This window comes from uncultured Phascolarctobacterium sp. (genome assembly GCF_958349595.1).
Lineage (GTDB): Bacteria > Bacillota > Negativicutes > Acidaminococcales > Acidaminococcaceae > Phascolarctobacterium.
This window is the reverse complement of record NZ_CATWDQ010000001.1, coordinates 315,309-342,042: the sequence shown is the minus strand read 5'-3', so window position 1 is coordinate 342,042 and position 26,734 is coordinate 315,309. Positions and strand designations below refer to the sequence as shown.

At 45.1% G+C, this 26,734-nt stretch carries 25 protein-coding genes; 24 read left to right on the top strand and 1 reads right to left on the bottom strand.

Annotation, left to right across the window (positions count from 1 at the left end; translation table 11 throughout):
- Positions 1-5: 5 nt before the first annotated feature.
- From Q4G98_RS01480 to Q4G98_RS01470, 3 genes are all read left to right on the top strand, one after another.
- Positions 6-1,583 carry an O-antigen ligase gene (locus Q4G98_RS01480; RefSeq protein WP_298564864.1) on the top strand — a complete coding sequence of 526 codons (1,578 nt, stop codon included), beginning with the start codon at positions 6-8 and terminating at the stop codon, positions 1,581-1,583.
- On the top strand, positions 1,574-3,094 hold the full coding sequence (locus tag Q4G98_RS01475; RefSeq protein WP_298564866.1) for a lipopolysaccharide biosynthesis protein: 1,521 nt from the start codon (positions 1,574-1,576) through the stop codon (positions 3,092-3,094). The genes Q4G98_RS01480 and Q4G98_RS01475 overlap by 10 nt, the downstream gene beginning before the upstream one ends.
- Before the next feature lie 84 nt (positions 3,095-3,178).
- Positions 3,179-4,408, top strand: coding sequence for an ATP-binding protein (locus Q4G98_RS01470; RefSeq protein WP_298564869.1), 1,230 nt, complete (start codon positions 3,179-3,181; stop codon positions 4,406-4,408).
- Between the two features lie 48 nt (positions 4,409-4,456).
- Here Q4G98_RS01470 and Q4G98_RS01465 read toward each other — a convergent pair whose 3' ends face one another.
- Positions 4,457-5,635, bottom strand: a complete 1,179-nt coding sequence (locus Q4G98_RS01465; RefSeq protein ID WP_298564871.1) for a pyridoxal phosphate-dependent aminotransferase — start codon at positions 5,633-5,635, stop codon at positions 4,457-4,459.
- 288 nt (positions 5,636-5,923) lie between these two features.
- On the opposite strand from Q4G98_RS01465, the gene rpsB reads away from it, so the two are divergent.
- The 21 genes from rpsB (at position 5,924) to infB (ending at position 26,734) form a co-directional block, all read left to right on the top strand.
- Entirely contained in the window at positions 5,924-6,661 is a 738-nt protein-coding gene (gene rpsB, locus Q4G98_RS01460) for a 30S ribosomal protein S2 (RefSeq protein WP_177561316.1), read from the top strand.
- Between the two features lie 25 nt (positions 6,662-6,686).
- Entirely contained in the window at positions 6,687-7,337 is a 651-nt protein-coding gene (gene tsf / locus Q4G98_RS01455) for a translation elongation factor Ts (RefSeq protein WP_177561315.1), read from the top strand.
- A 154-nt stretch (positions 7,338-7,491) separates the two neighbouring features.
- Positions 7,492-8,217 carry a UMP kinase gene (gene pyrH / locus Q4G98_RS01450; protein WP_298564877.1) on the top strand — a complete coding sequence of 242 codons (726 nt, stop codon included), beginning with the start codon at positions 7,492-7,494 and terminating at the stop codon, positions 8,215-8,217.
- Between the two features lie 2 nt (positions 8,218-8,219).
- Positions 8,220-8,783: a ribosome recycling factor gene (frr, locus tag Q4G98_RS01445; protein ID WP_293661444.1), complete on the top strand. Its 564-nt coding sequence runs from the start codon at positions 8,220-8,222 to the stop codon at positions 8,781-8,783.
- On the top strand, positions 8,783-9,025 hold the full coding sequence (locus Q4G98_RS01440) for a hypothetical protein (RefSeq protein WP_293661442.1): 243 nt from the start codon (positions 8,783-8,785) through the stop codon (positions 9,023-9,025). Before frr ends, Q4G98_RS01440 begins: the two co-directional genes overlap by 1 nt.
- Positions 9,006-9,176, top strand: coding sequence for a 4Fe-4S binding protein (locus Q4G98_RS01435; RefSeq protein WP_177561311.1), 171 nt, complete (start codon positions 9,006-9,008; stop codon positions 9,174-9,176). The genes Q4G98_RS01440 and Q4G98_RS01435 overlap by 20 nt, the downstream gene beginning before the upstream one ends.
- A 103-nt stretch (positions 9,177-9,279) precedes the next feature.
- Complete coding sequence (locus tag Q4G98_RS01430) at positions 9,280-10,041, top strand: isoprenyl transferase (RefSeq protein ID WP_366917008.1); 762 nt, start codon at positions 9,280-9,282, stop codon at positions 10,039-10,041.
- Between the two features lie 19 nt (positions 10,042-10,060).
- On the top strand, positions 10,061-10,915 hold the full coding sequence (locus tag Q4G98_RS01425) for a phosphatidate cytidylyltransferase (protein ID WP_298564886.1): 855 nt from the start codon (positions 10,061-10,063) through the stop codon (positions 10,913-10,915).
- Positions 10,916-10,938: 23 nt separating this feature from the next.
- Complete coding sequence (locus Q4G98_RS01420; protein WP_298564889.1) at positions 10,939-12,090, top strand: 1-deoxy-D-xylulose-5-phosphate reductoisomerase; 1,152 nt, start codon at positions 10,939-10,941, stop codon at positions 12,088-12,090.
- Between the two features lie 19 nt (positions 12,091-12,109).
- A complete protein-coding gene (gene rseP, locus Q4G98_RS01415; protein ID WP_298564891.1) occupies positions 12,110-13,126 on the top strand; it encodes an RIP metalloprotease RseP in 1,017 nt (338 codons plus the stop codon).
- A 17-nt stretch (positions 13,127-13,143) separates the two neighbouring features.
- Positions 13,144-14,214 carry a flavodoxin-dependent (E)-4-hydroxy-3-methylbut-2-enyl-diphosphate synthase gene (ispG, locus tag Q4G98_RS01410; protein ID WP_298564894.1) on the top strand — a complete coding sequence of 357 codons (1,071 nt, stop codon included), beginning with the start codon at positions 13,144-13,146 and terminating at the stop codon, positions 14,212-14,214.
- Positions 14,214-15,935 carry a proline--tRNA ligase gene (locus tag Q4G98_RS01405; RefSeq protein ID WP_293661432.1) on the top strand — a complete coding sequence of 574 codons (1,722 nt, stop codon included), beginning with the start codon at positions 14,214-14,216 and terminating at the stop codon, positions 15,933-15,935. Before ispG ends, Q4G98_RS01405 begins: the two co-directional genes overlap by 1 nt.
- Positions 15,936-15,968: 33 nt before the next feature.
- Entirely contained in the window at positions 15,969-16,661 is a 693-nt protein-coding gene (locus Q4G98_RS01400; RefSeq protein WP_177561304.1) for an MgtC/SapB family protein, read from the top strand.
- Between the two features lie 21 nt (positions 16,662-16,682).
- Complete coding sequence (locus Q4G98_RS01395) at positions 16,683-20,339, top strand: PolC-type DNA polymerase III (protein WP_298564897.1); 3,657 nt, start codon at positions 16,683-16,685, stop codon at positions 20,337-20,339.
- A gap of 18 nt (positions 20,340-20,357) precedes the next feature.
- Positions 20,358-20,816 carry a thioredoxin-dependent thiol peroxidase gene (bcp, locus tag Q4G98_RS01390; RefSeq protein WP_177561302.1) on the top strand — a complete coding sequence of 153 codons (459 nt, stop codon included), beginning with the start codon at positions 20,358-20,360 and terminating at the stop codon, positions 20,814-20,816.
- Between the two features lie 64 nt (positions 20,817-20,880).
- Entirely contained in the window at positions 20,881-21,624 is a 744-nt protein-coding gene (yaaA, locus tag Q4G98_RS01385; protein WP_298564899.1) for a peroxide stress protein YaaA, read from the top strand.
- Between the two features lie 190 nt (positions 21,625-21,814).
- Positions 21,815-22,291, top strand: coding sequence for a ribosome maturation factor RimP (gene rimP / locus Q4G98_RS01380; RefSeq protein WP_298564901.1), 477 nt, complete (start codon positions 21,815-21,817; stop codon positions 22,289-22,291).
- Positions 22,292-22,321: 30 nt separating this feature from the next.
- Positions 22,322-23,413: a transcription termination factor NusA gene (gene nusA / locus Q4G98_RS01375; protein WP_298564903.1), complete on the top strand. Its 1,092-nt coding sequence runs from the start codon at positions 22,322-22,324 to the stop codon at positions 23,411-23,413.
- Positions 23,394-23,672: a YlxR family protein gene (locus tag Q4G98_RS01370; protein WP_177561298.1), complete on the top strand. Its 279-nt coding sequence runs from the start codon at positions 23,394-23,396 to the stop codon at positions 23,670-23,672. The genes nusA and Q4G98_RS01370 overlap by 20 nt, the downstream gene beginning before the upstream one ends.
- The gene (locus tag Q4G98_RS01365; RefSeq protein ID WP_293661423.1) at positions 23,662-23,961 is read left to right on the top strand and encodes a ribosomal L7Ae/L30e/S12e/Gadd45 family protein; all 300 of its coding nucleotides are present in this window, start codon (positions 23,662-23,664) and stop codon (positions 23,959-23,961) included. Before Q4G98_RS01370 ends, Q4G98_RS01365 begins: the two co-directional genes overlap by 11 nt.
- A 25-nt stretch (positions 23,962-23,986) precedes the next feature.
- On the top strand, positions 23,987-26,734 hold the full coding sequence (gene infB, locus Q4G98_RS01360) for a translation initiation factor IF-2 (RefSeq protein WP_301961807.1): 2,748 nt from the start codon (positions 23,987-23,989) through the stop codon (positions 26,732-26,734).

Sequence of the window (26,734 nt, the reverse complement as noted above, 5' to 3'; positions counted from 1 at the left end):
TAGATATGAAAAATAACTATAAAAATATATTATTTTTTTTAATTTGTTTTTTTCTGATTTTCAATAACATACCCAAAATAATACAAATGAATTTCTGGGGGGGACCTATAGGAAATAAATTAGTATTTTATCCTTTGATAGTTGGATTTATTTATACGGGATATTGCCATTATAAATATAGAAATGTGTTAGTTTATTTTAATAGGTTTCTTAAATTTTGTAGTTTATATATTGTAGCAGCGATGCTGTCGTTGATAGTTGGATTATACACTTATCCTTATTATGACCTGGTGCTCAACGGCCCTATTGGTCAAATAGAAAAACTCCCTCACGTACTTGCTTTTTTTGCAAGCCACGGTATAGTTGTTGATCAAAAATTTGCTTTGGGTGCGTGGATGATAGCTCGTCAAGTAAAAGGTGTTTTTTTAGAAACATTTTGGTGTTTTGGCGGTGCTTATATGATTTTTTGTTGGTACTATAATAACTGGGAAACTGCTGTAAAAATTATTGCTAAAAGTATTTTTACATGTTTAGTTGTAATTTCTGTTTATAGTATAATAGAAATGTTTTATCTTGCAGGAAATGAAAATGCTAAAAATTTGCTTGTGGTTCTTACACCATATTTCCATTCTGTTAAAAATGATGGAACATGGTGGCCGCCGCTTCTATGGAGGGGTCAATTACGTTCTGTTTTTGCAGAACCTTCATATTTGGGAATATATAGTGCCTTTGCAATGCCATTTTTATGGAATAGTTTTACTAAAATTAGAACAGACAAGTCTAAATATTTATATTGTATAGTTTTTATCTTATTAAGTTTCTTTATTTTTCTAACTAAAGCGCGAACTGCCGTTGCGTTATTTGCTGGAGAACTTTTTTTATTAATAATTTTTACGATTTATCTGCGAGAAAAGCTTTTCTTTAAGCGTACTTTTACAATTATGATCTGTTCTATACTTGCTTTTTGGGGTGCTAACTATTTTATAAATAATTGTATGATAATCTCAAATATTACTGCTGCTTCTGACTTGCTTGAACAAACAGATAAATATTTTTCAGAAAACTTTACTTCCTTAGCAAGTAATAATAAGAGAAGTAATGGTGCAAGATATTCTATTATTTTAGCAGACTTAAAAATTGGTTTGGACAATCCTGTTTTAGGAGTGGGTGGTAATTTAAGAAATGCCTATATACCGCATTATTTACCTGAGATGGGTAAAAATAATAGTGAAGTAAAAATGTGGCTAACGAATCAAAGCGAAAAAGGCGTATTGCGATCAGGCTTTCCGCGATTAGGAGAATACACTGTACGATTTGCAGAAAATGGTGTTGCAGGACTTTTTTTATTTTTTATGCCATCAATATTTCTAATTTTGAATTTATATAGAAGAATAAAGAAATATCCAATGCTTTTATCTGGAGAAAAATATAATTACATATTTTTTAGTATCGCTTTCATTGGTGTTTTGATATCTGGTATAGGTGATAATTTGAATCTTACATATTGTTACTGGCTGTTATTGGGGTTAGGGTATGCAATGTGCTTTAGTGATGTTGGAGTTAAGCAAGATAAATGCGCATAGAACAGGCAAGTAAAAATATCAAATATTCTACAATTGCATATGTAATAAATAACCTGCTGAAGTTTGTGGTGCGTCTTGTTTTTGTTCGCTCGCTGCCCATAGAGTATTTAGGCATAAATGGTTTATTTACTAATTTGCTGGCCATGTTATCGTTAGCAGAGTTAGGCGTTGGCCCGGCGATTGTTTATAGTTTGTATAAGCCGCTGGCGGAAAATGATACAGCAACCGTGAATGCTTTGATGAAGCTGTTCCAAAAAGCGTATACCGTCATTGGCATTTTTATTATCGTTGCCGGCATTTGTGCACTGCCGTGGTTGGACTGGTTTATCAAAGGAAATGCTGTTGCTGATATACAATGGTTCTATATAATTTTTTTGCTGAATACTGGTGTTAGTTATTTTTATTCATATAAACGTAATTTATTGATTGCCGATCAAAAGCAGTATATTAACAGTATTTATCAAAGCTGTGGTCAGATTGTGCTGGCAGTACTGCAAATTGTTGTGTTGCTTGTATATCCAAGTTATTGGCTATATATTGTTTTGATGCTACTCGTAACAATTGGTGAAAATTTTGCGGTAGCTAAAAAAGCTGACCAGGTTTATCCTTTTTTGCAAGATAAAGAAGTGAAAAAATTGGATAGCGGCATTAAGAATACTATTATCAAAAATGTTAAGGCTATGGTCGCGCATAAAATAGGTGGCATGGCAGTCTTTTCAACCTCTAATCTGATTTTATCCAAATTCGTTGGACTGGCGGCTGTAGGCTTATACAGTAATTATTATCTGGTTATCAGTGCAGTCAACAGCTTTGCCAGTCAGTTTTTCGCTTCAATAACGGCAAGTATTGGTAATCTGCTTGCCTTGGAAAGTGGAGATAAGAAAAATAAAATTTTTCAGGTTATGGAGTTTACTGTTGCCTGGCAGGCGATGATTGTCAGCTGTGGTTTTTATGTGCTTTTCAATCCACTTATAGAACTGTGGTTAGGCAAACGTTTTTTGTTTGAGAGTATTATTGTGGATTGTTTAATAGTGAATTTTTATTTGATGTATATGCGTAAAGCTGTGAGTACTTTTAAAGATGCCAGCGGTTTATATTGGAATGACCGTTATAAGCCGCTGGCAGAAGCAATAATAAATCTTGTTGCTTCTGTGTATCTTACTATTCATTACGGCATTATTGGCGTTATCTGGGGCGGCATCATCAGTACCTTGCTGACTTGTTTTTGGGTGGAGCCGTATGTTTTATTCAGAAACAGTATTGAGATCAAACTGAAAGACTATTTTAAGGATTATTTTAAATATACCGCTGTGACTTTGCTGATAGCTGTTTTCAGCAAGTGGCTGTATAGTAAGTTGTTCAGTGAAGTTACCATCGTTAACTTTGTACTTGGTGTGGTTTTATGTTTAGTTATTACTAATGTGGTGTGGATAGTTATTTTCAGGAAGCGTGAGGAAATGGCCTATCTGCGCAAAGTTGCCAGGGATAAATTTGGCATGAAATTTTTGTAGTTTTACATTGAACGTATTAAGTGTTGTGAAAGTGGACGTAAGTATTAGGAAAGATACTGATTTTGAATAAAGGAAGAATTTACGATGTATATCAAACGTCATTTGGAGACGACAATCGAAAAGCTGAGCAGTTGTTTTAAGGTGCTGCTGGTTACGGGGCCGCGGCAGGTAGGCAAGACTACTTTACTGCGCAGGCTTGCTACGGCTGAACGCACTTATGTGACTATGGACGACATCAACGTGCGCAGCCTGGCGATGACAGAGCCGGCGCTCTTTCTGCAGCGTTATAAGCCGCCGCTTTTGATCGACGAGATCCAGATGGCGCCGAAGCTATTGCCGTATATAAAAATGTATGTTGATGAACAGGGTAGGAACGGTGATTTTTGGCTGACCGGGTCGCAGGCCTTTGAGCTGATGAACGGAGTCAGTGAAAGTCTGACCGGCAGGATTGCCGTCGTTAATTTATTGGGTTTGAGTTATGGTGAATTGCTTGCCCGTCCTGCTGCGACATTTGTGCCGGAAACTGAATTTTTGCTGCATCGGGCTCAGGATTCGCTACTGCTGCCGATGAGCGATCTGTTTGAGCGGATCTGGCAGGGCAGTATGCCTGCTTTGAATAATGCTTCTGAGCAGGATTGGAATTGCTATTATTCGTCTTATGTGCAGACTTTTTTGCAGCGTGATGTGAAAGAGCTGGCACAGGTAAATGATGAATTGCAATTTTACAGGTTTTTATGTGCCGCTGCCAGCTATACTGGCAGTATGCTAAATTATGCAGCTTTGGCTAAAGAGGTGGAGATTACGCCGCCGACAGCCAAGCAGTGGTTAAAGGTTTTGGCTGCCGCAGGGCTGGTGTATTTTCTGGAACCGTTTGCACATCCTAATTTAAAGTATGCTGTCAAAGCGCCGAAGCTTTATTTTACTGATACGGGACTTGCTGCTTATTTGCTGCGCTGGAGCAGTGCGGCGACTTTGGAAGCGGGAGCGATGGCGTCTAATTTTTTTGAGACCTGGGTAGTGAACGAGATTTATAAAAGCTTTATTAACTGCGGTCAGGTGCCGCCGCTCAGTTATTTCCGTGATTTTAATACAAAAGAAATCGAATTGCTGATTGAGACAGATGGATGTGTATATCCGCTGGCAATTCGTAAAAGTGCCCAGCCTGCTCGTGAAATCAAAAAGTTTGAAATTTTGAAACCGGTTACAGAAGGTGAAAGACCAATGATAATCGGTAACGGCGGTGTTATTTGCCTGGCGAGTGATTTACTGCCTGTCGATGCTAAAAACTGGTATATACCTGTGGGGTTATTGTAAAAGTAAAGCGGACTGCCTTTAAAGGCGGTCCGCTTTACTTTTACATACTTATTTAGTATATTTTTTGATAAATCTGGCGATACGTTTCAGTGCTTCCCGCAGATTGTCCTCGCTGTAGGCATAGGAGCAGCGGATAAAGCCTTCTCCGCTGGCGCCGAAGGAGCTGCCGGGAATAACAAGTACTTCTTCTTCAGCAAGCAGTTTTTCCACAAATCCCATACTTGTAAGTCCGGTCTGTTGAATGCAGGGGAACACGTAGAAGGCTCCTTCTGGTTCATAGAGGGGCAGGCCGATCTCTTTAAAGCCGTCAATCATGATCTGGCGGCGTTTTTCGTATTCGGTGACCATAGCCTGCATATCTTTTTCGCAGTATTTAAGTGCGGCGATCGCACCATATTGGGCCGTGATATTGGCGCAGAGGACTACATTTTGATGGAGCAGGTTTGCTGCCTGGACGAATGCGGCCGGAGCGGTAAAGTAACCGAGACGCAGTCCGGTCATGGCATATGCTTTGGAGAAACCGTTTAAAACCACGGTACGGTCTTTAAATTCAGGGAAAGCAGTAAACATGGTGTGCTTTTTGCCGCCGTAAGTTAGGTGGGCATAAAGTTCGTCGGAAATGATCATAAGGTCATGTTTTACGGCCCAGTCACCAATGGCTTTGATCTGTTCTTTACTCATGATAGCGCCGGTAGGGTTGTTGGGATAACCCAGCAGGATAGCGCGGGTTTTATCGGTCACAGCTTTTTCCAGGTCTGTTATAGCTGGTACGAAGCCGTTTTCTAATTTTGTTTCTACTGGCACTGGTTTGCCGCCTGCTAAAATGATGCAGGCTTTATTGGCAACGTAGCATGGTTCAGGAATAATGATCTCGCCGCCCGGCACCATGATCGTGCGGATAACGACGTCTAAGGCTTCGCTGACGCCTACAGTGACCATGATTTCAGTTTTAGGGTCATATTGCACGCCGTAATTTTTGAGGGTATCAGCGGCGATCGCTTCGCGCAGCTCCAGCATTCCCAGAGTAGAGGTGTAGTTGCTTTTACCTGCTTTCAGGCTGTCGATGCAGGCTTCGCGCACTTTATCCGGAATATCGAAATCAGGCTCGCCGACGCTGAGCGGCACAATGTCAGGGTTGTTGGCTGTGATTTCCAGAAATTTTGCCAATCCGGACGGCGGAAGGGCTTTAATAAAGGGGGAGATCATTTTGTCGATGTTGAAGCTCATGGAAGTCATTCCACCTTTCATATATAATACTAATAATAAACAAACTCAATCTAACACATCTGCATATCGCTTGCAAGTTTAATTGTTAAAATATTTTGTATACATGTTAAGTGTAAAGGATTAAACAGGTTTTGCAGTTATTTATTAAGAAAAACTTGTGCAGAGGGCGTAACTATGATATAATATCACACGGTGTAAAAATACACACGCAGAATGATCGCCCGCTGTCCGCTTGCGGTGAGGGTTAGAGACGATTTCTGCGGAGGAAAAAACAGGAGGCAAATAAAAATGGCTATTATTTCCATGAAACAATTACTTGAAGCTGGTGTTCATTTCGGTCACCAAACCCGTCGCTGGAACCCTAAGATGGCTCCGTACATTTTCACTGAAAGAAACGGCATCTACATCATCGACCTGCAAAAAACCGTTAAAAAAGTTGAAGAATGCTACAATTTCCTGCGCGATGTTGCTGCCCGCGGCGAAAACATTTTGTTCGTAGGCACTAAAAAACAGGCTCAGGAAGCTATGCGTGAAGAAGCTTTACGCTGCAACATGTTCTATGTCAACGAACGTTGGCTGGGCGGTATGCTGACTAACTTCAAAACTATCCAGACCCGTATCAGCCGTCTGCGTAAACTGGAAGCTATGGAAGCTGACGGAACTTTCGACGTACTGACTAAAAAAGAAGTGCTTGGTCTCCGTCATGAGATGGAAAAACTGAACAAATATCTTGGCGGTATCAAAGACATGAAAAAATTGCCGGGCGCGCTCTTTATTGTTGACCCCCGCAAAGAAAATATTGCTGTGCTCGAAGCACGCAAACTGAACATTCCTATCGTTGCTACTGTTGACACCAACTGCGATCCTGACGTTATCGATCATGTGATCCCGGCTAACGATGACGCTATCCGCGCTGTAAAACTTCTGACTGCCAAAATGGCTGACGCTGTTTTGGAAGGCCGTCAGGGTATGCAGATGGAAGAAGCTGCCGCAGCTGAAGAAGTTGCTGCTGAAGACGCTGAATAATAATCAAATACTGGAGGACGAATAAATGGCTGAAATTACTGCTGCATTAGTAAAAGAACTGCGCGAACGTACTGGCGCAGGTATGATGGACTGCAAAAAAGCTTTGAGCGCAACCGATGGCGATCTTGAAAAAGCGATCGACTTCCTGCGTGAAAAAGGCCTGGCTGCTGCCGCTAAAAAAGCTGGCCGTGTAGCTGCTGAAGGTTTAGTTGAAGCTTATATCCATGGCGGCGGACGTATCGGCGTTTTGGTAGAAGTCAACTGCGAAACTGACTTTGTTGCTAAAACTGATGCTTTCAAAGAATTGGTAAAAGACATTGCTATGCACATTGCTGCAACCAATCCGTCTTACCTCAAACGCGAAGAAGTTCCTACTGCTGAGCTTGAGCATGAACAGGCTGTTTTGGCTGAACAGGCTCGCAACGAAGGCAAACCTGAAAAAATCATTGAAAAAATGGTTGCAGGCCGTATCGAAAAATACTACAAAGAAGTATGCCTGATGGAACAGCCTTTCGTTAAAGATCCCGATAAAACTATTTCTGATCTGATCACCGAATCCATTGCAAAAATCGGTGAGAACATCTCTATCCGCCGTTTCTCCCGTTATCAATTGGGCGAAGGCATTGAGAAAAAAGAAGAAAACTTTGCAGAAGAAGTTATGTCTTTTGTAAAATAATGAGAAACCGCATAAGAGAACACTTCGGTGTTCTCTTATTTTTTGCCCGAATGGCTGTAATTCACAAAAAACTCAAGGTAAAAAAGAGGAAATATTGGTACAATGTAGAATATGAAATAGGATATAGAGTTGCAGAAAATAGGAGGTCGTGGAAGTGGCGGAGAAATCAAAGTACAAGCGTGTCATTTTAAAATTGAGCGGTGAAGCTTTAGCAGGTGATAAAGGGTTTGGTATTGACCCGGAAACAGTTGAATCCATTGCTTCACAAATCAAAGATGTTACGGAATGTGGTTTAGAAGTCGCTATTGTCAACGGCGGTGGCAACATCTGGCGTGGCTTATCGGGAAGCTCGAAAGGTATGGACCGCGCTACTGCAGATTATATGGGGATGCTGGCTACAGTTATCAATTCTTTGGCGCTGCAGGATGCTTTGGAAACTTTAGGAGTTCCGACCCGTGTACAGACAGCGATCGAGATGCGGCAGATCGCGGAAACGTATATTCGCAGACGTGCGATACGTCATATGGAAAAAGAGCGTGTAGTTATTTTTGCCGCTGGTACAGGTAATCCTTACTTTTCAACAGATACCACGGCTGCTTTGAGAGCGGCTGAGGTGGAAGCCGATGCGATTTTAATGGCTAAAAAGGGCGTTAACGGTGTTTATGATTGCGATCCGGCTAAAAATAAAGATGCGGTAATGTTTGAGAAGCTTGATTATCTTGAAGTTATTCAAAGGAAATTGAGCGTAATGGATTCTACGGCGATCAGCCTGTGCATGGATAATAAAATTCCTATCGTAGTATTTAATATTGATAAACCGGGTAACATTTTGCGTGCTGCCTTAGGCGAAGAGATCGGTACCCTGGTGGGAGGGAAATAATCATGGCAACAGTAAAAGAAATTATTGAATTAGCAGAAGGTAAAATGCACAAAACTACTGACGTATTGCGCGTCGATCTTGCTTCCGTTCGTGCGGGACGTGCTACTCCGGCCTTGCTGGAAAAGGTTATGGTGGATTACTACGGCACGCCGACACCTGTCAACCAGGTGGCAAGCGTTACGGTCCCGGAACCGCGAATGATCATCATTCAGCCCTGGGAGAAAAATCTTCTGAAAGATATTGAAAGAGCGATCATGAAATCTGACTTGGGCCTGAACCCTAACAGCGATGGTTCTGTGATCCGTTTAAATCTGCCTCAGCTGACGGAAGAGCGCCGTAAGGAGATCGTCAAAACTGTGCATAAAAAATCTGAAGATGCACGTGTTGTCATACGTAACCTGCGACGTGACGCTAACGATGCTGTGAAAAAAGCTGAAAAAGCCAAAGAGATCACTGAGGATGAAGCTAAAAAAGGTACTGAAGATATTCAGAAGATGACGGATAAGATCATCAAGGAAATCGACACTATCATGGCCAATAAAGAGAAAGAAGTTATGGAGATCTGATGCTGATACCTGATGTGTTGGCGCTGCCTTTGGCAGAAGCTATTGCCAGACTGGAAGCTGCCGGGATCGGATATACGGTTGCAGTTACGCAGCCGCCGCGCCGGCAAAACGAAGTTATGGCGGAGAAGATAGCTGTTGAATATGTAGTTAGGCAGAGTTTGCTGTCTGACAATAAAGTAGCTCTTGTAACAGTAAAAAGATACAGAAAGGAGGTGCTGGAGAATGGCATTGTCAATCAATAGAGAAGAATGTATCGGTTGCGGTTCCTGCGCTTCTACCTGCCCCGTAGGTGCTATCAAAGAAGCTGACGGTAAATATGAAATCGGTGAAGAGTGTGTTGAATGCGGCGCTTGCGCTGGTGTTTGCCCTGTAGGTGCTATTAAACAACCTTGATTTTAAGTTTTTAGGACTGCAAGGCCCCCTCTCAGAGGGGGTCTGTCAGTTTTATTTATCCCAGGGAAGGGTTGGTGTGCTTGTGTTTAACAGCTTGTTCAAAATCAAGAAGAATACAAACCCCGACGTAAATATCGATATTGACGGCATCGATTTAGACAACGTGCCGCAGCATATAGCAATTATTATGGACGGTAACGGCCGCTGGGCCAAAGCGCAGGGAAAAGTGCGGACCTTTGGACACCAGGCTGGAGCTGAAACCTTAAAAACTATTGTCAAAACTGCCGATAAGATCGGCGTTAAAGTTATCAGTGCTTATGCTTTTTCAACAGAAAACTGGAAACGGCCTGTTACAGAGGTCAGTTTCATTATGGAGCTGTTAAGCCGTTATCTGACCAGTGAGATCGAAGAATTTAATCAAAACAATGTTCAGGTTCGTTTTATGGGCTCGCGTGAGGGTTTACCGGAAGTTGTAAAACAGAAAATGGATCATGCTGTAGCAGCAACTAAAAACAATACCGGTATTATTTTAAACTTGGCAATAAACTACGGCGGTCAGGCTGAAATCCTGCAGGCAATACAGCGTATTGCGGCAGATACAGAAAAAGGCCTGCTGAAGGTAGAAGATATACAGGCAGGAACTTTTGAAAATTATCTCTATACGGCAGGGCTGCCGGCGCCTGACCTTTTGATCAGACCGGGCGGAGACAACCGTATCAGTAATTTTATGCTGTGGCAAATTGCCTATGCGGAAATTTGGACTACGGATGCATATTGGCCTGCTTTTACTCCTGAGATGTTTTTGCAGGCGATCAGGGAATATCAGGGGCGCGAACGCCGTTTCGGCGGGTTGGTGACAAAATAAATTAAGCAGGTGCAAAGATATGTTGACTCGTATTTTGACAGGGTTGGTAGGTATTCCGATAGTAGTCTGGCTGCTGCACAGCGGCGGTATGCTTTTTAATGCCGCAGTATTTGTGCTGGCGGCTATCGGCTGGCTGGAATTTTATAATATGGCTAAGAACAAAGGCTATAATGTTTTTTATTTTTCCTCCGGTATCATGACTTTGGTGCTGGTAGGCAGTTTGATGTATCTGGATGATTCTATTTATACCTTGTATTCACTGCCGCTCTTTTTGGTCGTAACGATCATTGCCATTTTGCTGGAGGGCTTACATAAGCACTGCAAGGGCAACTTGGTCGAGAACGTAGGTTTATCGGTGATGGCGGTTTTGTATATCGGCATCCTGTTTTTCCACTTTGGCCTGCTGCGGCAGCTGCCTTTTAAACCGGTAGTTCTGGGGTCGTTTGTTTTAGAAGGCGGCGAATGTTTTTTCTGGCTGATCATGCTTGGAACCTGGGCCAGTGATACTTTTGCCTATTTTGTCGGCTGTGCGGTCGGCAAACGCAAATTATGCCCCAATGTCAGCCCTAATAAATCTGTAGAAGGCGCCGTGGCCGGATTTATCGGCTGTCTGGCCGTAATGGTTTATCTGGGAGTGCAGGTGTTGGATATGGCCGTATTACAGGCGGCTGCTTTAGGCTTATGTGTAGCTGTTTTTGCACCGCTGGGGGATTTGGTAGAGTCTATTTTGAAGCGTTCTTTTGGCGTTAAAGATTCAGGTAAGATCTTTCCGGGACATGGCGGAGTTTTAGACCGCTGTGACAGCTTGCTGTTTGCTATACCGCTTGGTTATTATGTTTTGGTGTTTTCGGTTTTACTGACTAGAACACATTGATTATATGATTCGGAGGCTTGAAAATGAAAAACATTTCTGTGCTTGGCAGTACCGGGTCCATTGGTAAACAGACGTTAGAGGTTGCGGCTGCCAATCCTGATAAAATAAAAATCAGAGCGCTGGCCGCGCATACAAGTGATGTTTTATTAGAAGAGCAGATCAATCTTTTTCAGCCTGATATTGCGGCGTTGTCGGATGAAGCTGCTGCAGCGAGACTGAAAAAACGCTATACCGGCAAGACGAAAATCCTGGCTGGCGAAGCTGGTCTGCTGGAAGCTGCTACTTTCAGCGAAGTCGATACTGTTTTAGCTTCAATGGTTGGTTATGCAGGCCTGCGTCCTACACTGGCCGCTATTGAATATGGCAAAAACATTGCTTTGGCTAATAAGGAAACGCTGGTTGCTGCTGGCAGTATCGTTATGGATGCTGTAGCCAGGCATAAGGTCAGTTTATTGCCGGTCGACAGTGAGCACAGCGCTATTTTCCAGGCTTTGGCAGGCGGTAAACATCAGGAAGTCAAACGTTTACTGATCACTGCTTCGGGCGGACCTTTTCGCGGCAGAAGCAAAGCCGAGCTTGCAGATGTGACCTTAGAACAGTGCCTGAAACATCCTAACTGGAGTATGGGCAGAAAAATAACAGTTGATTCTTCTACTCTTGCTAATAAAGGGTTGGAAGTGATCGAGGCGCATTGGCTTTTTGCTATGCCTTATGAAAAAATCGATGTGGTGGTGCATCCGCAAAGTGTGATCCATTCTCTGGTGGAATATCAGGATGGTTCGGTTTTGGCGCAGCTGGGGCTGCCTGATATGCGGCTGCCGATCCAGTACGCTTTTTCTTATCCCGAGCGTTTTGCTAATGCTTTCGGGCAGCTGGATCTGGTTAAAGCGGGGCAGCTGACGTTTGAAGCGCCTGACCTGGAAGCCTTCCCGGCACTGAAGCTGGCGATCGAATGCGGCAAAGCCGGCGGTACCTTGCCCTGTGCTTTCAATGCTGCTAATGAAGAAGCTGTGTACGCATTTTTAGATAATAAGATAAAATATCTTGATATTCCGCTGACTATCGAAAAAATCGTTGCCGGACATCAGAATATATTGCAGCCTGCTATTGAGGATATCGAGCAGACAGATGCTGAAACTCGCAGGCTGACCAGAGAAATCTTACAAAACTTGTAATGAGAGGGGGAACTCGGACATGACAACTATTTTAGCGGCTATTTTTGTTTTTGGTGTTTTGATCACCGTACATGAATTTGGCCACTTTATTACGGCGAAGATGACAGGCATGCGCGTGGACGAGTTTGCCATTGGTTTCGGGCCTAACATTTTTCAGAAAAAAGTTGGGGAAACCTTATATAGCTTAAGGATCATCCCTTTAGGCGGATATAATAAAATAGCCGGGATGGACCCGGATGAGCCTGCTACTGAGGATTCGTTCAAATCAAAATCCATTCCCGCCAGAATGCTGGTCATTTTGGCAGGTTCACTGATGAATTTTCTGCTGCCGGTAATTTTATTTTTCAGTATTTTTATGATCAACGGTATTCAAAAACCGGTCGATCAGCCTGTTTTAGGTACGATCATGGCAGATAAAGCGGCGGCAAAAGCCGGGCTGCAGGTTGGTGACAGGATCATTTCCATCAATGGTGAGAAGATCGTTACCTGGAATGATCTGGTTGTTACTTTGCAGAAGTATCCAGATAAAGAGATCACGGTTACAGCAGAGCATCAGGGTGAAGTGAAAAACTATCAAATGGTGCCGGCTTATGACGCGCAGTACGGCAGGCCGTTGATCGGTATATCGCCCAAATACGAGCATTATCAGCCCGGCGTAGCGGAAGCTGCTGCTATGGGTGCCGGTTATACCAAGCATATTATTTTTGCAATGATTGATGGCTTACAGAAAATCATTACCGGGGCTGCTCCTGCCGATGTTGCCGGACCTATCGGCGTGGCGAAGATGGCAGGCGAGATGGCGCATCAGGGTATGCTGCCGCTCCTCAATTTTATTGCGTTTCTGAGTATCAATTTAGGTGTGATCAATTTATTGCCATTACCGGCTTTGGACGGCGGGCATTTTGTTTTGCTGCTCTTGGAAGCGGTACGCGGCAAGCCTTTAGGCGCACGTGCGACCAATGCCATTCAGATGGTGGGTGTGGCGATCATTCTCAGCATTACTGTTTTGGCGGTGTTTAACGACATCAGCCGATAGAATAAAGAGGTGTCTTTATGAAGCGCAGAATAACCAGACAATTACAGTTAGGATCGGTATTTATTGGCGGCGATGCTCCTGTTTTAGTACAGTCGATGACGAATACGCGCACAGATGACGCTGCTGCTACCTTGAAACAGATCAGGGAGCTGGCGGCAGCCGGTTGTGATATTATTCGTTGCGCGGTGCCTGATATGGCCGCAGCGCAGGCTTTGCGGGAAATAACTGCCCAAAGTCCGATCCCGGTAATAGCTGATATTCATTTTGATTACAAACTTGCTTTGGCGGCTATAGAAGCAGGTGTCAACGGACTGCGTTTAAATCCTGGCAATATCGGCGGCAGGGAAAAGGTGGAAGCGGTAGTTGCTGCAGCCAGAGTGAAAAATATACCTATCCGCATCGGTGTTAATGCTGGTTCTCTGCCAAAGGATTTATTGGAAAAATATGGGCATCCAACAGCAGAAGCATTGGTAGAAGCGGCCTGGCGGCATATCCGTATTTTAGAAGAGCTGGATTACCGTAATATCAAGATTTCTTTAAAAGCACATGACGTACCGTTAACGATTGCGGCTTACAGACTTTTGGCTGCTCAATGTGATTATCCGCTGCATGTGGGGATCACTGAGGCCGGCACTGTCAATTCAGGTATCATCAAATCGGCAGTCGGCATAGGTACGCTGCTGGCGGAGGGGATCGGCGATACGATCCGTGTTTCGCTCACTGGTGATCCTGTTAATGAAGTGAAGGTCGCCTACAATATTTTAAAAGCGCTGGGACTTAGAGAATATGGCCCAACTTTGATTTCCTGCCCGACCTGCGGCAGGACCAGAATCAATCTGGAGAAGCTTGCTTTAGAGGTCGAACGCCGTTTAGACGAAATAGCAGAGCCGATCACGGTCGCAGTTATGGGCTGCGTGGTCAACGGACCGGGTGAAGCCCGGGAAGCCGACATTGGTATTGCCGGCGGTATTGGCGAAGGCCTGCTGTTCCGTAAGGGCGAGATCATAAAAAAAGTCAGCGAGGATAAAATCGTTGACGAGCTGTTTGATGAAATCAAGAAAATTTTGGTTGAGAGGAAGATGAAATAATGCGAGTTTCCAAACTGTATGCTCCTACTTTGCGTGAGGTACCTGCAGAGGCGGAGGTTGTTAGTCACCAATTGATGCTGCGTGCTGGTTTTATGCGTAAGGCTGCCGGAGGTATTTATACTTATCTGCCGCTTGCCTGGCGTGTATTGAAAAAAATAGAAAGAATAGTACGCGAGGAAATGGATGCCAAAGGCTCGCAGGAGCTTTTGATGCCGATCGTACAGCCGGCCGAGATCTGGCAGGAAAGCGGACGTTGGGACGTATATGGTGCGGAAATGTTCAGATTGCAGGATCGTCATAATCGCTGCTTCTGTCTTGGACCTACACATGAAGAAATGGTAACTACTTTGATTCGCGGCGACGTGCGCTCTTATCGCCAGCTGCCGCTGAGTGTTTACCAGATCCAGAATAAATATCGTGATGAACGCCGTCCCCGTTTTGGTTTGATGCGCGGTCGTGAATTCATTATGAAAGACGCTTATTCCTTTGACCGTGACGAAGCTGGCCTTGATAAGTCCTATCAGGATATGTATGATGCTTACACCAATATCTTTACCCGTTGCGGGCTGAATTTCCGCCCTGTTGAAGCTGATTCCGGAGCTATCGGCGGCAGTGGTTCCCATGAATTTATGGTAATTGCTGACAGCGGTGAAGCGGAGATCGTTTTCTGCAACAGCTGCAATTATGCTGCCAATGTTGAAAAAGCAGAGCTGTTCCCGCTGGAAGCGGCAGAAGAAGCACTGCTGGACAAAGAAGAGGTAGTAACTCCGGACTGCAAAACTATTGCCGATGTCTGCGCTTATTTGAAACTGCCTGTTGATCATTCGGTTAAAGCAGTTGCTTATAACAGTGAAAAAGGCCTGATCCTTTGTTTTGTACGTGGTGACCATGAGGTCAACGAAATCAAAGTGATCAATACCTGCGGCGTTATCGATCTGGAAATGGCAACAGAGGAGCAGTTGGCTGAGGCAGGTACTGTCGGCGGTTATATGGGCCCTGTCGGTATTGATAATAAAAAAGTTATGGTGATAGTTGACGCTACCGTTATGAAAATGCATAATGTTTGTTGTGGAGCTAATAAAGAAGGCTATCATTTTATCAATGTCAATCCGGGACGTGATTTCACGCCTACCCATGTAGCAGATATCCGTCTGATCCAGGAAGGTGACCCATGCCCGCATTGCGGCGGCGAAGTGAGCAAGGCCCGCGGCATTGAAGTTGGTCAGGTCTTTAAACTGTTTACCAAATACAGCTCGGCTTTGAAAGCGACCTATCTTGATGAAAATGGCAAAGAACAGCCAATGGTCATGGGCTGCTATGGTGTTGGCGTCAGCAGAACGATGGCGGCTGCTATCGAGCAGAATTATGATGAGAACGGCATTATCTGGCCGATAGAAATTGCTCCGTATCATGTGCTGGTCGTACCTGTTAATACTAAGGACGAAGCCTCTGCCGCTAAAGCGGAAGAGATTTATATGCAGCTGAAAAAAGTAGGACTGGAAACAGTTATCGACGACCGTAACGAGCGCCCTGGTGTTAAATTTAAAGATGCCGACCTGATCGGCTATCCGCTGCGCGTTGTCATCGGGCCGAAAACCCTGACCGAAGGTAAGCTGGAAGTAAAAATCAGGAAAACTGGTGAGATCAGATATTTACCGCTGGACGGCGATTATATCCAGGACATCAAAAATATTATTGCAGAACTTGCGTTTACAAAATAAGTACTTAAACGGACAGTAGGGAGGTGCCGATAAATGGGTTCTCATGATTGGGAAATGCTTATGCGTCTATTATTGGCTGCTGTTTTAGGCGGAATCGTCGGCATCGAACGCGGCAGCGGTGACAGGCCGGCTGGTTTTAGGACGCATATTTTAGTTTGTGCCGGTGCGGCGTTATTCATGCTGGTTTCCATGTATGGCTATGATTATTATGACCTGCATGGGGAAGAATTCCCGCGCAACCGCGATTCTTCCCGTATAGCGGCGCAGGTAGTCAGCGGTATCGGTTTTCTGGGTGCGGGAACGATCATGCACGAGGGCGTTACCGTACGCGGCCTGACCACAGCTGCCAGCCTGTGGATGATCTCGGCAATCGGGTTGGCGGCAGGCGCCGGAATGTATATTTTAAGTATTGGTTCCACAGCTGTAATGATGGTAACTTTAGTCACTTTTCACAGCTGGGAAAAACGTTTTGCCGGCAGCAGCAGAAATGCACGCCGTTTTATCCGTATCGTTGCGGAAAATGAGCCTGGTATCATAACGAATATTACAGCGTATCTGACTGAAAACGGTGTGAAGGTACGAACTTTAAACGTAAAAAACAACTCCAGAAAAAATGAGGTCGTTTTAGAGCTGTATCTTAAAATAAGTAAGGAACGAGATGATATCGATATTATTCGCGGTCTGCAAAGTATCGAAGGTATCATCACTTTAGAGAATGTTGGTTGATTGGCAAGAAAGGACGCAAGCATGAAGGCGAAATATTGTATTGTTCCCGATAAAAATAAGTTTTTTGCTTTTTTAGCCGAGCAGTCCTTAACGGAAGCAGAATTATTGCGTGCTCGTTTGATCCAGCCGGAGAAAATCTTTATGGATATCGAGGCTGCCGTATGGCAGATAGAATATAAAGCAGTTGCTCCCGTGACAGAAACTTTACTTGCAGCGGTAGCAGATAAGCTTACCGCTGCTTTTAATTTGGCAAAGGTTGAGCTGCAGCAGATAAACATACTGGAAGCTGAAGTTAAGACGGAAGCGGTTGAAACAGAAAATAAAATTGCTGAAGAACATAAGGCTGCGCAGGAAGAGCCGATGCAGGAAGATATCCCGCTGCCACCGGAAGAACCTGAAGCAGTTGAAATAGGAGAGGCGACTGCTTTTGAAGCAGTACCGCCTTGTGAAGCAGAACGCAAAGACGATGCCTATGAAAAGGCTTATAATCTTCTCTATGGCGGCAATAAAAAAGCCGATGGCCTGATTTTCGGCAAAGCCTTTAAAGGTAAACCAAGACCGATGATCGATATCGTCGAAGAAGAGAACCGGGTAGTCGTAGAAGGAACCTTTGTCAAAAGCATCGATAAGGACGGAAAGCTGACCGCCTTTATTGAGCGGGTATTACGTACCGGTAATGTGATGCTCACTTTCAATTTAAGCGATGAAAGCAGCGGGCTTTACGTCAGGATCCGCTTTGAGAATCTGGAAGAGTGCCTGCAGTTTAAAAAGAAAATCAAACCGGGCATGCAGCTGCGTATTATGGGTAATGTCGCTCCGGACAGGTTTTTGTTTGATGAAATGGTTATCAGTCCTCAGGGAATCATGGTCATTCCCAAAAAAGAGCGGATGGATAATGCCGAAGTTAAACGTGTCGAGCTGCATTGCCATACGAAAATGAGTAAAATGGACGGCGTAACGCCAATGGAAGAATTGGTGGAGACTGCGATCAAATGGGGCCACAAGGCACTGGCGATCACAGATCACGGTGTCGTGCAGGCCTTCCCTTTCTGTTTTGATGTCGCTGAAAAAGCGGACATCAAGCTGATTTTTGGCATGGAAGGCTATTTGATGAATGACGATGGCCATGACATTGACTTAGAGCCGACTGATACGATCAAGAAAAGCCGGGTCAAAAAGGTAAAAAATAACCATATCATTATTTTGGCTAAAAATGAAACAGGGCTGCGTAATCTCTACAAACTGGTGACGATCAGCCATTTGCGTTATCTGCATAAACGGCCGATGCTGCCGCGTGAGGTTATCGAAGAATATCGTGAAGGCCTGATCTTAGGCTCAGCCTGCGAAGCAGGTGAGCTGTACCGGGCTATTCTGGCAGGCCGTCCTGACGAAGAATTGGAAAAGATCGCTGCTTTTTATGATTATCTGGAGATCCAGCCGACCGGCAACAATATGTTTTTGGTCAGACAGGAGCGCTGCAGTGTCAAACAGCTGCAGGAGTATAACCGGAAGATTTATGAACTTGGCAAAAAAATGGGCAAGCTGACGGTTGCTACCTGTGACGTACATTTTCTGCATCCTGAGGACGCGCAGCTGCGGGCTATTCTGCAGGCCGGGCAAAATTATTCTGATGCAGATCAGCAGGCACCGCTGTACTTTAGAACAACGGAAGAAATGCTGAAGGAATTTGAGTATTTTGGCAAAGAAATTGCTTACGAACTGTGTGTGACCAATCCTAACAAGATTGCCGAAATGGTGGAGAAAATCAAACCTGTGCCTGATCGTGATCAGCTGTATTCACCGTTTATCCCAGGCGCTGAAAAAGCGATCAAGGAAATGTCCTATCAGCGCGCGCACGAATGGTATGGCGAAAATCTGCCGCAGGTAGTCAGCGACAGGCTGAAAATGGAATTGGATTCCATTATCAATCATGGTTTTTCGGTTCTCTATTATATTGCGCATAAGCTTGTAAGAAAATCCTTGGATGACGGTTATCTGGTTGGTTCCCGTGGTTCGGTCGGGTCCTCTTTTGTTGCGACGATGATCGATATTACAGAAGTTAATCCTTTGAAGCCGCATTACCGCTGTCCCAAATGTAAACACAGCGAGTTTTTTATGAAAGAAGAGGTTGCGTCAGGTTTTGACCTGCCCTTTAAAGCCTGCCCGGAGTGCGGTACGGAAATGATCCGTGATGGTCACGATATCCCGTTTGCCGTATTTATGGGTTTTCATGGTGATAAGGTACCTGATATTGATCTGAACTTTTCCGGTGACTATCAGCCGACGGCACATAAATATACGGAAGAACTTTTCGGACGCGATAATGTTTGCCGCGCCGGTACGATTTCTACGATTGCCATTAAAACGGCTTTTGGTTATGTTAAAAAATATTATGAGGCTAAAAATCTGCATGTACATTCAGCGCACGTAGCAGGCCTTGTAGAAGGGTTTGCCGGCATTAAACGTACAACAGGTCAGCATCCCGGCGGCATCATGGTCGTGCCGCGTAATATGGATATTCACTACATTTCGCCGATGAACAGGCCAGCCGATGAAAAAGATTCGGAAACAGTAACTACTCATTTTGATTATCATTCGATCAATGACCGTCTGGTCAAGCTTGATATACTTGGTCACGACGATCCGACGGTTATCAAAATGCTGGAGGAATTGACAAATATTCCGCCGCAGCAGATACCCGTCGGCGACGAAAAAACCATGTCGATCTTTCGTTCGACCGAAGCTTTTGGCGTAACGCCGGAGCAGATAGGCAGTGCCGTTGGTACCTATGGTATCCCTGAATGCGGCACACAGTTTGTGCGGCAGATGATCCAGGATGTACAGCCGAAGAATTTCAGTCAGGTAGTCAGGGTATCCGGCTACTCGCATGGTACTGATGTGTGGTTGAACAATGCACAGGATCTTATCCGTGAAGGTAAGCCCAGTGAAGAAACGATCTCGACTCGTGATGATATTATGACGAATCTGATCGCTAAAGGCGTCGATCCCAGTATGTCTTTTAAGATCATGGAATATGTTCGTAAAGGCAAAGCTGCTAAAGGCGGACTGGAAGCGCCGATGCTGGAAGCAATGCGGGCGGCGAAGGTACCGGAATGGTATATTGAGTCCTGTAATAAGGTCCAGTATCTTTTCCCGAAAGCACATGCCGTAGCTTATGTTATGATGGCTTACCGTATCGCCTACTGCAAAGTACATTATCCGCGCGAGTTTTATGCGGCATACTTTACTGTACGCGCACCGGATTTTGATATGGACCATGTCGTCAAAGGCGTTGATTACATGAAACGTTATATCAAAGACGTTTATGCGCAGGGCTATAAGGCCAGCAACAGGGATAAGGATACGGTAACTTATCTGGAATTGGTCATTGAAATGCTGGCTCGCGGTTTTGAAATGGAACGTATCGATTTGTACAAATCCCATCCGACACGGTTTACCGTTACCGAAAAAGGTTTGCGGCCGCCGCTTGCAGCTTTGGGAGGTATTGGCGTTACCGCTGCTCAAAGCATCAGCGAAGCCAGAGAAAGCGGTCATCCGTTTATTTCACAGGAAGATCTGCGGGTGAGGGCCAAGGTTGGTAAAGCGGTAGTTGAAAAATTAGCCGAACACGGAGCCTTGGGAGATCTGCCCGAAACAGATCAGATAGATCTATTCTGACATCAGGAGGCGATTATTATGTTGGAAGCAGGTGTAAAAGCACCGGAATTCACGTTGCAGGACAAAGATGGCAACAGTGTGAGCCTGAAGGATTTTTCAGGGAAGAAAGTAGTTATTTATTTTTATCCGAAGGATGCTACTCCAGGCTGTACACGTCAGGCCTGCTCTTTCCGCAATAATTACGGCGAGTATAAAAAATTGGGCATCGAGGTTATCGGTATCAGTAAAGACAGCGTAAAATCTCATGCTAATTTTGCTGCCAAGCAGGAGCTGCCGTTTATTCTTTTAGCGGACCCGGAACGTCAGGCGATCGAAGCTTATGACGTATGGCAGGAAAAGAAATTGTATGGCAAGGTATCGATGGGCGTAGTCAGAACGACTTATATTGTTGATGAAAAGGGTATGATCGAAAAGGCATATCCTAACGCTAATCCTGATACCAATGCGGAAGAGATCTTAGCTTATCTGAAAGGTTAAGCGGTGTAGCGCGTTCTTGTAAAAGAGAACGCGCTTTTTGATAAATTATTGCGGGAGGATCACGATGCAGATAATTATTTCCCCGGCTAAAAAAATGCGTATCGATAATGACGATCTGGCACCTGCTACTGAACCGCGCTTTTTAAAAGACACGGAAATTTTGCTGTCGGCACTGAAGCAAATGCAGTATGATGAGCTTAAAAGGCTGTGGCAATGCAACGATGAGATCGCAGCTTTAAATTATAAACGTCTGCAATCCATGCGGCTGCAGGATAACCTGACGCCGGCAGTGCTGGCCTATGATGGTATTCAATATCAATATATGGCGCCGCGTGTTTTTGAAAATGCGCAGCTTGACTATGTCGCAGAACATTTAAATATCTTATCTGGCTTTTACGGTATTTTAAAAGCTATGGACGGCGTTGTTCCTTATCGTTTGGAGATGCAGGCAAAGCTTCAGGCGGGCGGTTATAAAAATCTGTACGATTTTTGGGGAAACAGGCTTTATCTTGAGCTTACGCAAAATGATAAAAGTATCCTCAATCTGGCTTCGAAAGAATACAGTAAAGCAGTTGAAAAGTATTTGAAGCCGGAGGTCGAATATGTAACCTGTGTTTTTGGTATGCGGCAGGAGGGGAAGATCAAGGTCAAAGCTACCGAGGCTAAAATGGCCCGCGGCGAAATGGTGCGCTGGTGTGCTGAGCATAATGTTCTGCAGATCGAAACCGTGAAAAATTTTGACCGCCTGGGTTACCGCTATCAAGAAGATAAATCAACAGCAGAGAAATTTGTTTTTTTGAAAGGCTGAATTTGTAGTGTGATTTGAGCCAAGCTTCAATTTTGCACATATATTGTAGGAAAGTAAACAAAATAACTTGTAATTAATTTTACAGGGTGGTATAATATAAGCAGAAAATTTATGACTTCTTTTGAGAGAGTGGGTGCTATACCCGCTCTTTCCGCTTATTTGAGCTAAATACAGACCGGAGGTGAGTATTGTGCAGAAAGAAGCCCTGGAAGCTTTAATTGCTGATCTTGTAACGCCGCTTTTAGAAGATACTGATCTGACTTTGGTAGATGTGGAATATGTGCGTGAGAAAGACTGGTATCTGCGTATCTACATTGATAAACCTGGTGGAGTTGAAATCGATGACTGTCAATTAGTCAGCGAAAAGCTGACGACGGTTTTAGATGAAAAAGACCCGATCAAAGAGAAATATTACCTGGAAGTTTCATCTCCCGGCAGCGACCGGCCGTTGAAAAAGGACAAGGATTTTACTGCTGCTTATGGCACTAAAGTAGATATTTCCTTTTTTGCTCCGTGGGAAGGACTGAAAGACCTGGTTGGGATCTTAGTAAGTCACAGTGATGAGACGATCGCGGTAAAAACGATCATTAAAGGGAAAGAAGCTAAGAATCCTGTCAGTATTGACCGCAAGCTTATCGCGATGATCAGACCGCATATCGATTTTTAAGGATTTTAGAGTATAGGAGGATTAAGAAACGTGAATGCAGATTTTATTCTGGCAATAGGGGAATTGGGAAGAGAAAAGGGGATCGATCCGGAGCTCCTGTTCCAGGCGGTCGAAGAAGCTCTTGTAACAGCTTATAAGAAAAATTTTGGTTCTAACCAGAATGTCCGCGTAGATATGAACAAGGAAACAGGAGAACTTCATGTATATGCGCAGCGTCATATCGTAGAAGAGGTCGGTGATGATCCCAATGAGATTTCTTTGGAGGAAGCACGCAAAATAGACCCTCGTTATGAAGTTGACGACATCGTGGAAACTGAAGTTACTCCGCGCAACTTTGGACGTATTGCGGCACAAAATGCCAAACAGGTCGTAGTGCAGCGTATCCGCGAAGCTGAACGAGGTATGGTCTTTGAAAAATTTTCCAGCAGAGAAAAGGATATCGTGACCGGTATCATTCAGCGTATGGAAAATAAAAATGTTTATATTGATTTAGGTAAGGCCGAGGCTATTTTGACTCCTAACGAGCAGATCCCCGGCGAGATCTACCAATATCACGACAGAATGAAAACCTATATCGTGGAAGTGAAAAAGACCAGCAAAGGTCCGCAGATCATGGTTTCCAGAACACATCCGGGCCTGTTGAAAAGGCTGTTTGAGCTTGAAGTACCGGAAATCCATGACGGATTGGTCGAAATCAAGTCGGTAGCACGTGAGCCGGGTATGCGTTCTAAAATATCTGTTTACACTAAAGACGAGAATATCGATCCGGTCGGCGCCTGTGTGGGCCATAAAGGCATGCGCGTTCAGACGATCGTCAATGAGCTGCGCGGTGAGAAAATCGATATTGTCAAATACAGTGCCGAGCCTGACCAGTATGTAGCTAACGCTTTGTCGCCGGCGAAAGTTGTCAGTACCGAGGTTCTGGAAGAGGAAAAAATCTGCCGGGTTATTGTTCCCGATTATCAATTGTCTCTGGCTATTGGTAAGGAAGGACAAAACGCACGTCTGGCAGCGAAGCTGACAGGCTGGAAAATTGATATCAAAAGTGAATCTCAGGCTGCCGAAGAAGCAGAACAGGGAACACAAGAAGCTGGTGTAGCCTATGAAGCAGACGAAGATTAAAAAAATCCCGCAACGTAAATGTGTGGGCTGCAATGAAATGAAAGAAAAAAAAGCGCTGCTGAGAATTGTTCGTTCTCCCGAAGGTGAGATCAGCCTTGATCTGACCGGGAAAAAAGCAGGGCGTGGAGCTTACGTTTGCCAATCAAAAGAATGTATCACTAAAGCAGTGAAGGAAAAACGCCTGGAACGGGCATTGGAAAAGCCTGTCAGCGACGAAGTTTATGCTAAATTGCTGGAGGATCTGCCTGATGGCGAATAATGGCGTGACTTTTGCTTTAGGGCTGGCTCAGAAAGCCGGTAAGCTGGCATCGGGAGATTACGCCGTCAGATCGGCGCTGAAAAGCGGTAAAGCTAAATTACTGGTGGTAGCTGTAGACGCTGCTGAAAATTCTAAAAAGGATATGTATTTTATGGCAGAGATGTCTGAAACGCCGGTAGTTGAATGTTTGTCCAGAGATGAACTGGGCTGGGCGATTGGCAAAGCAAAAAGAACCGCAGTAGTTGTTTTGGATAACAGCTTTGCGAATATGATAAATAAAAATTTATGACATAAATACGCTTGGAGGTGGATGAATGGGTAAGCATAGAGTATATGAGATAGCAAAAGAACTTGGTAAGACAAACCAGGAAGTAATCGATATTTTAGCTAAAAATAACATTCAGGTAAAAAGTACGTTAAGTACCGTAGATGATACGGTCAGGGATTTGGTAGTTAAAAACTCTGCCAAAAAGTCCGCACCTGAGAAAAAAGCGGCTCCGGCACCCCAGCCCGCTGTAAAAAAAGAGCCGGCAAAACAGACGGCAGCAGTACCCCAGCAGGCAAAAACTCAGCCTGCACCTGCCGCTACTGCGCAACGTCCGCAGCAGCAACAACAGGGACAACAACGCCCTAACAATCAGCAGCAGGGACAACGCCCTGTCCAGAATCAACAGCAGGGCCAGCGCTCGATCAATAATCATCAACAGGGCCAGACTGCTGGTCAGAATCGTCCCAATCAGGGCAGTAATCAGCAGAACCGCCCTAATAATCAGCAGGGCCAGCGTCCCCAGCAGGGACAACGACCTGCTCAGAACCAACAGCAGGGACAACGTTTTAACCAAAACCGTCCTAACCAGGGCAGTAACCAGCAGAACCGTCCCGGCAATCAGCAGGGACAGCGTCCCCAGCAGGGCAACAGGCCGCAGCAGCGTCCGCAGGGCGGTATTTATATCGGTCCTCGCGGTCAGCAGCCTGGCCAGCCTAACCCAAATGCCCGTCCGCAGCAAGGCGGCACCCGCCCTCAGCAGGGCAATACGCGTCCCCAACAGGGTAATATGAACAATAACACTCGTCCCCAGCAGGGTAATACCGGCAACGGCCAGCGTCCGCAGTCTAATGCCAACCGCCCGGCAGGTACCAGTGCTAATAATAAGCCGTTCAATAAAAATGCCCGCAAGGACAAACCGCAGATCAAGGGTTCCTATGCTACGAAGGACAGCCGTCCCAACCGCAGCAACAACCATATGGGCCGCAGCAATAAACGCCAGGGCAACAATAATGCTCCGCGCGTGCAGCAGCCTGTAGTGGAGGTCCAGAAGCCTACTTATGTAGAGATAGGTGAAACTATCAATGTCAAAGACTTTGCAACCTTATTGAAGCGCGAAGTCAGCGAAGTTATCAAATCGTTGTTTATGCTGGGCGTAGTCGTTACGATCAATCAGGATATTGATTTTGATACGGCGTTGCTGGTCGGCAGTGAGTTTGACGTAGAAGTTGCTGCTTTGCCGCCTGAAGAGGACCCGACTGAGATCCCCGAGGTGGAAGATGATCCGGCGAAACGCCTGCCGAGACCGCCTGTGATCACCGTTATGGGTCACGTCGATCACGGTAAAACTTCCTTGCTTGACGCTATCCGTAAGGCTAACGTTACAGCACGTGAAGCTGGCGGTATCACGCAGCATATCGGCGCTTATCAGGTCAATTATCAGGGTAAAAAGATCGTTTTCCTCGATACTCCCGGTCATGAAGCTTTTACAGCTATGCGTGCGCGCGGCGCTCAGGTAACTGACGTAGCTATTTTGGTGGTAGCTGCCGATGACGGCGTTATGCCGCAGACACTTGAAGCTATCAACCATGCTAAAGCAGCCAAGGTGCCTATTATCGTTGCCATCAATAAAATGGATCGTCCCGGAGCTAATCCGGACCACGTCAAGCAGCAGCTTGCCGAGCATGAACTGATCCCGGAAGACTGGGGCGGCGATACGATTATGGTTCCGGTTTCCGCACATCAGAAAACAGGTATTCCCGAGCTTTTGGAAATGATTTTGTTAGTTGCGGAAATGCAGGATCTGAAAGCCAACCCAAGCCTGCCGGCTCACGGCACGATCATTGAAGCACAGCTTGATAAAGGCCGCGGCCCTGTAGCTACTGTTTTAGTTCAGCGTGGTACTTTGCAGATCGGTGATACGATCATTGCCGGAACTGCTTATGGTAAGGTACGTGCTATGGTCAATGACCGTGGCGAAAAGGTCAAAAAAGCACTGCCTTCTACTCCGGTAGAGGTTCTGGGCTTGAACGATGTACCGCTGGCCGGTGACATCCTCGATTCGACCGACGAAAAAATTGCCCGCAGCGTTGCTGAAAAACGTGTTGCGAAAAAACGTATTGAAGAGATCCAGCAGAATTCCAAGGTTTCTCTGGATGACTTGTTCCAACGTATCCAGGAGGGCGAGATCAAAGACCTGAATATCGTCGTTAAAGCTGACGTTCAGGGTACTATCGAAGCTTTGCGCTCTTCTTTGCAGAATATTAAAAATGATGAAGTCAAAGTCGTTGTCGTCCATGCAGGCGTAGGCGCTATTACCGAGTCTGACGTTATGCTGGCCTCGGCTGCCAATGCCCTGATTATTGGCTTTAATGTCCGTCCTGATGCTAACGCCCGTAAAGCCGCGGAAGCAGAAAAGGTAGACGTTCGTACTTACCGCGTTATCTATGACGCGCTGAACGATGTTGAAGCAGCGATCAAAAGCATGCTGGCACCGAAATTCCAGGAGACTATCCAGGGGCGCGTCGAGGTTCGTCAGCTGATCACTATTTCCAAAATGCTGATCGCCGGCTGCTATGTGCTGGAAGGCAAGATCACTAACACTTCTAAGGTACGCGTAGTCAGAGACGGTATCGTTATCAATGAAGACGAAATCGACACTTTGCGCCGTTTTAAAGACGACGTTAAGGAAGTCGCCGCTGGTTATGAATGCGGCGTTACCCTGGAAAAATTCCGTGATTTGAAAGAAGGCGACGTGTTCGAAGTCTTCACTATGGAAGAAGTCGCCGTCGAATAG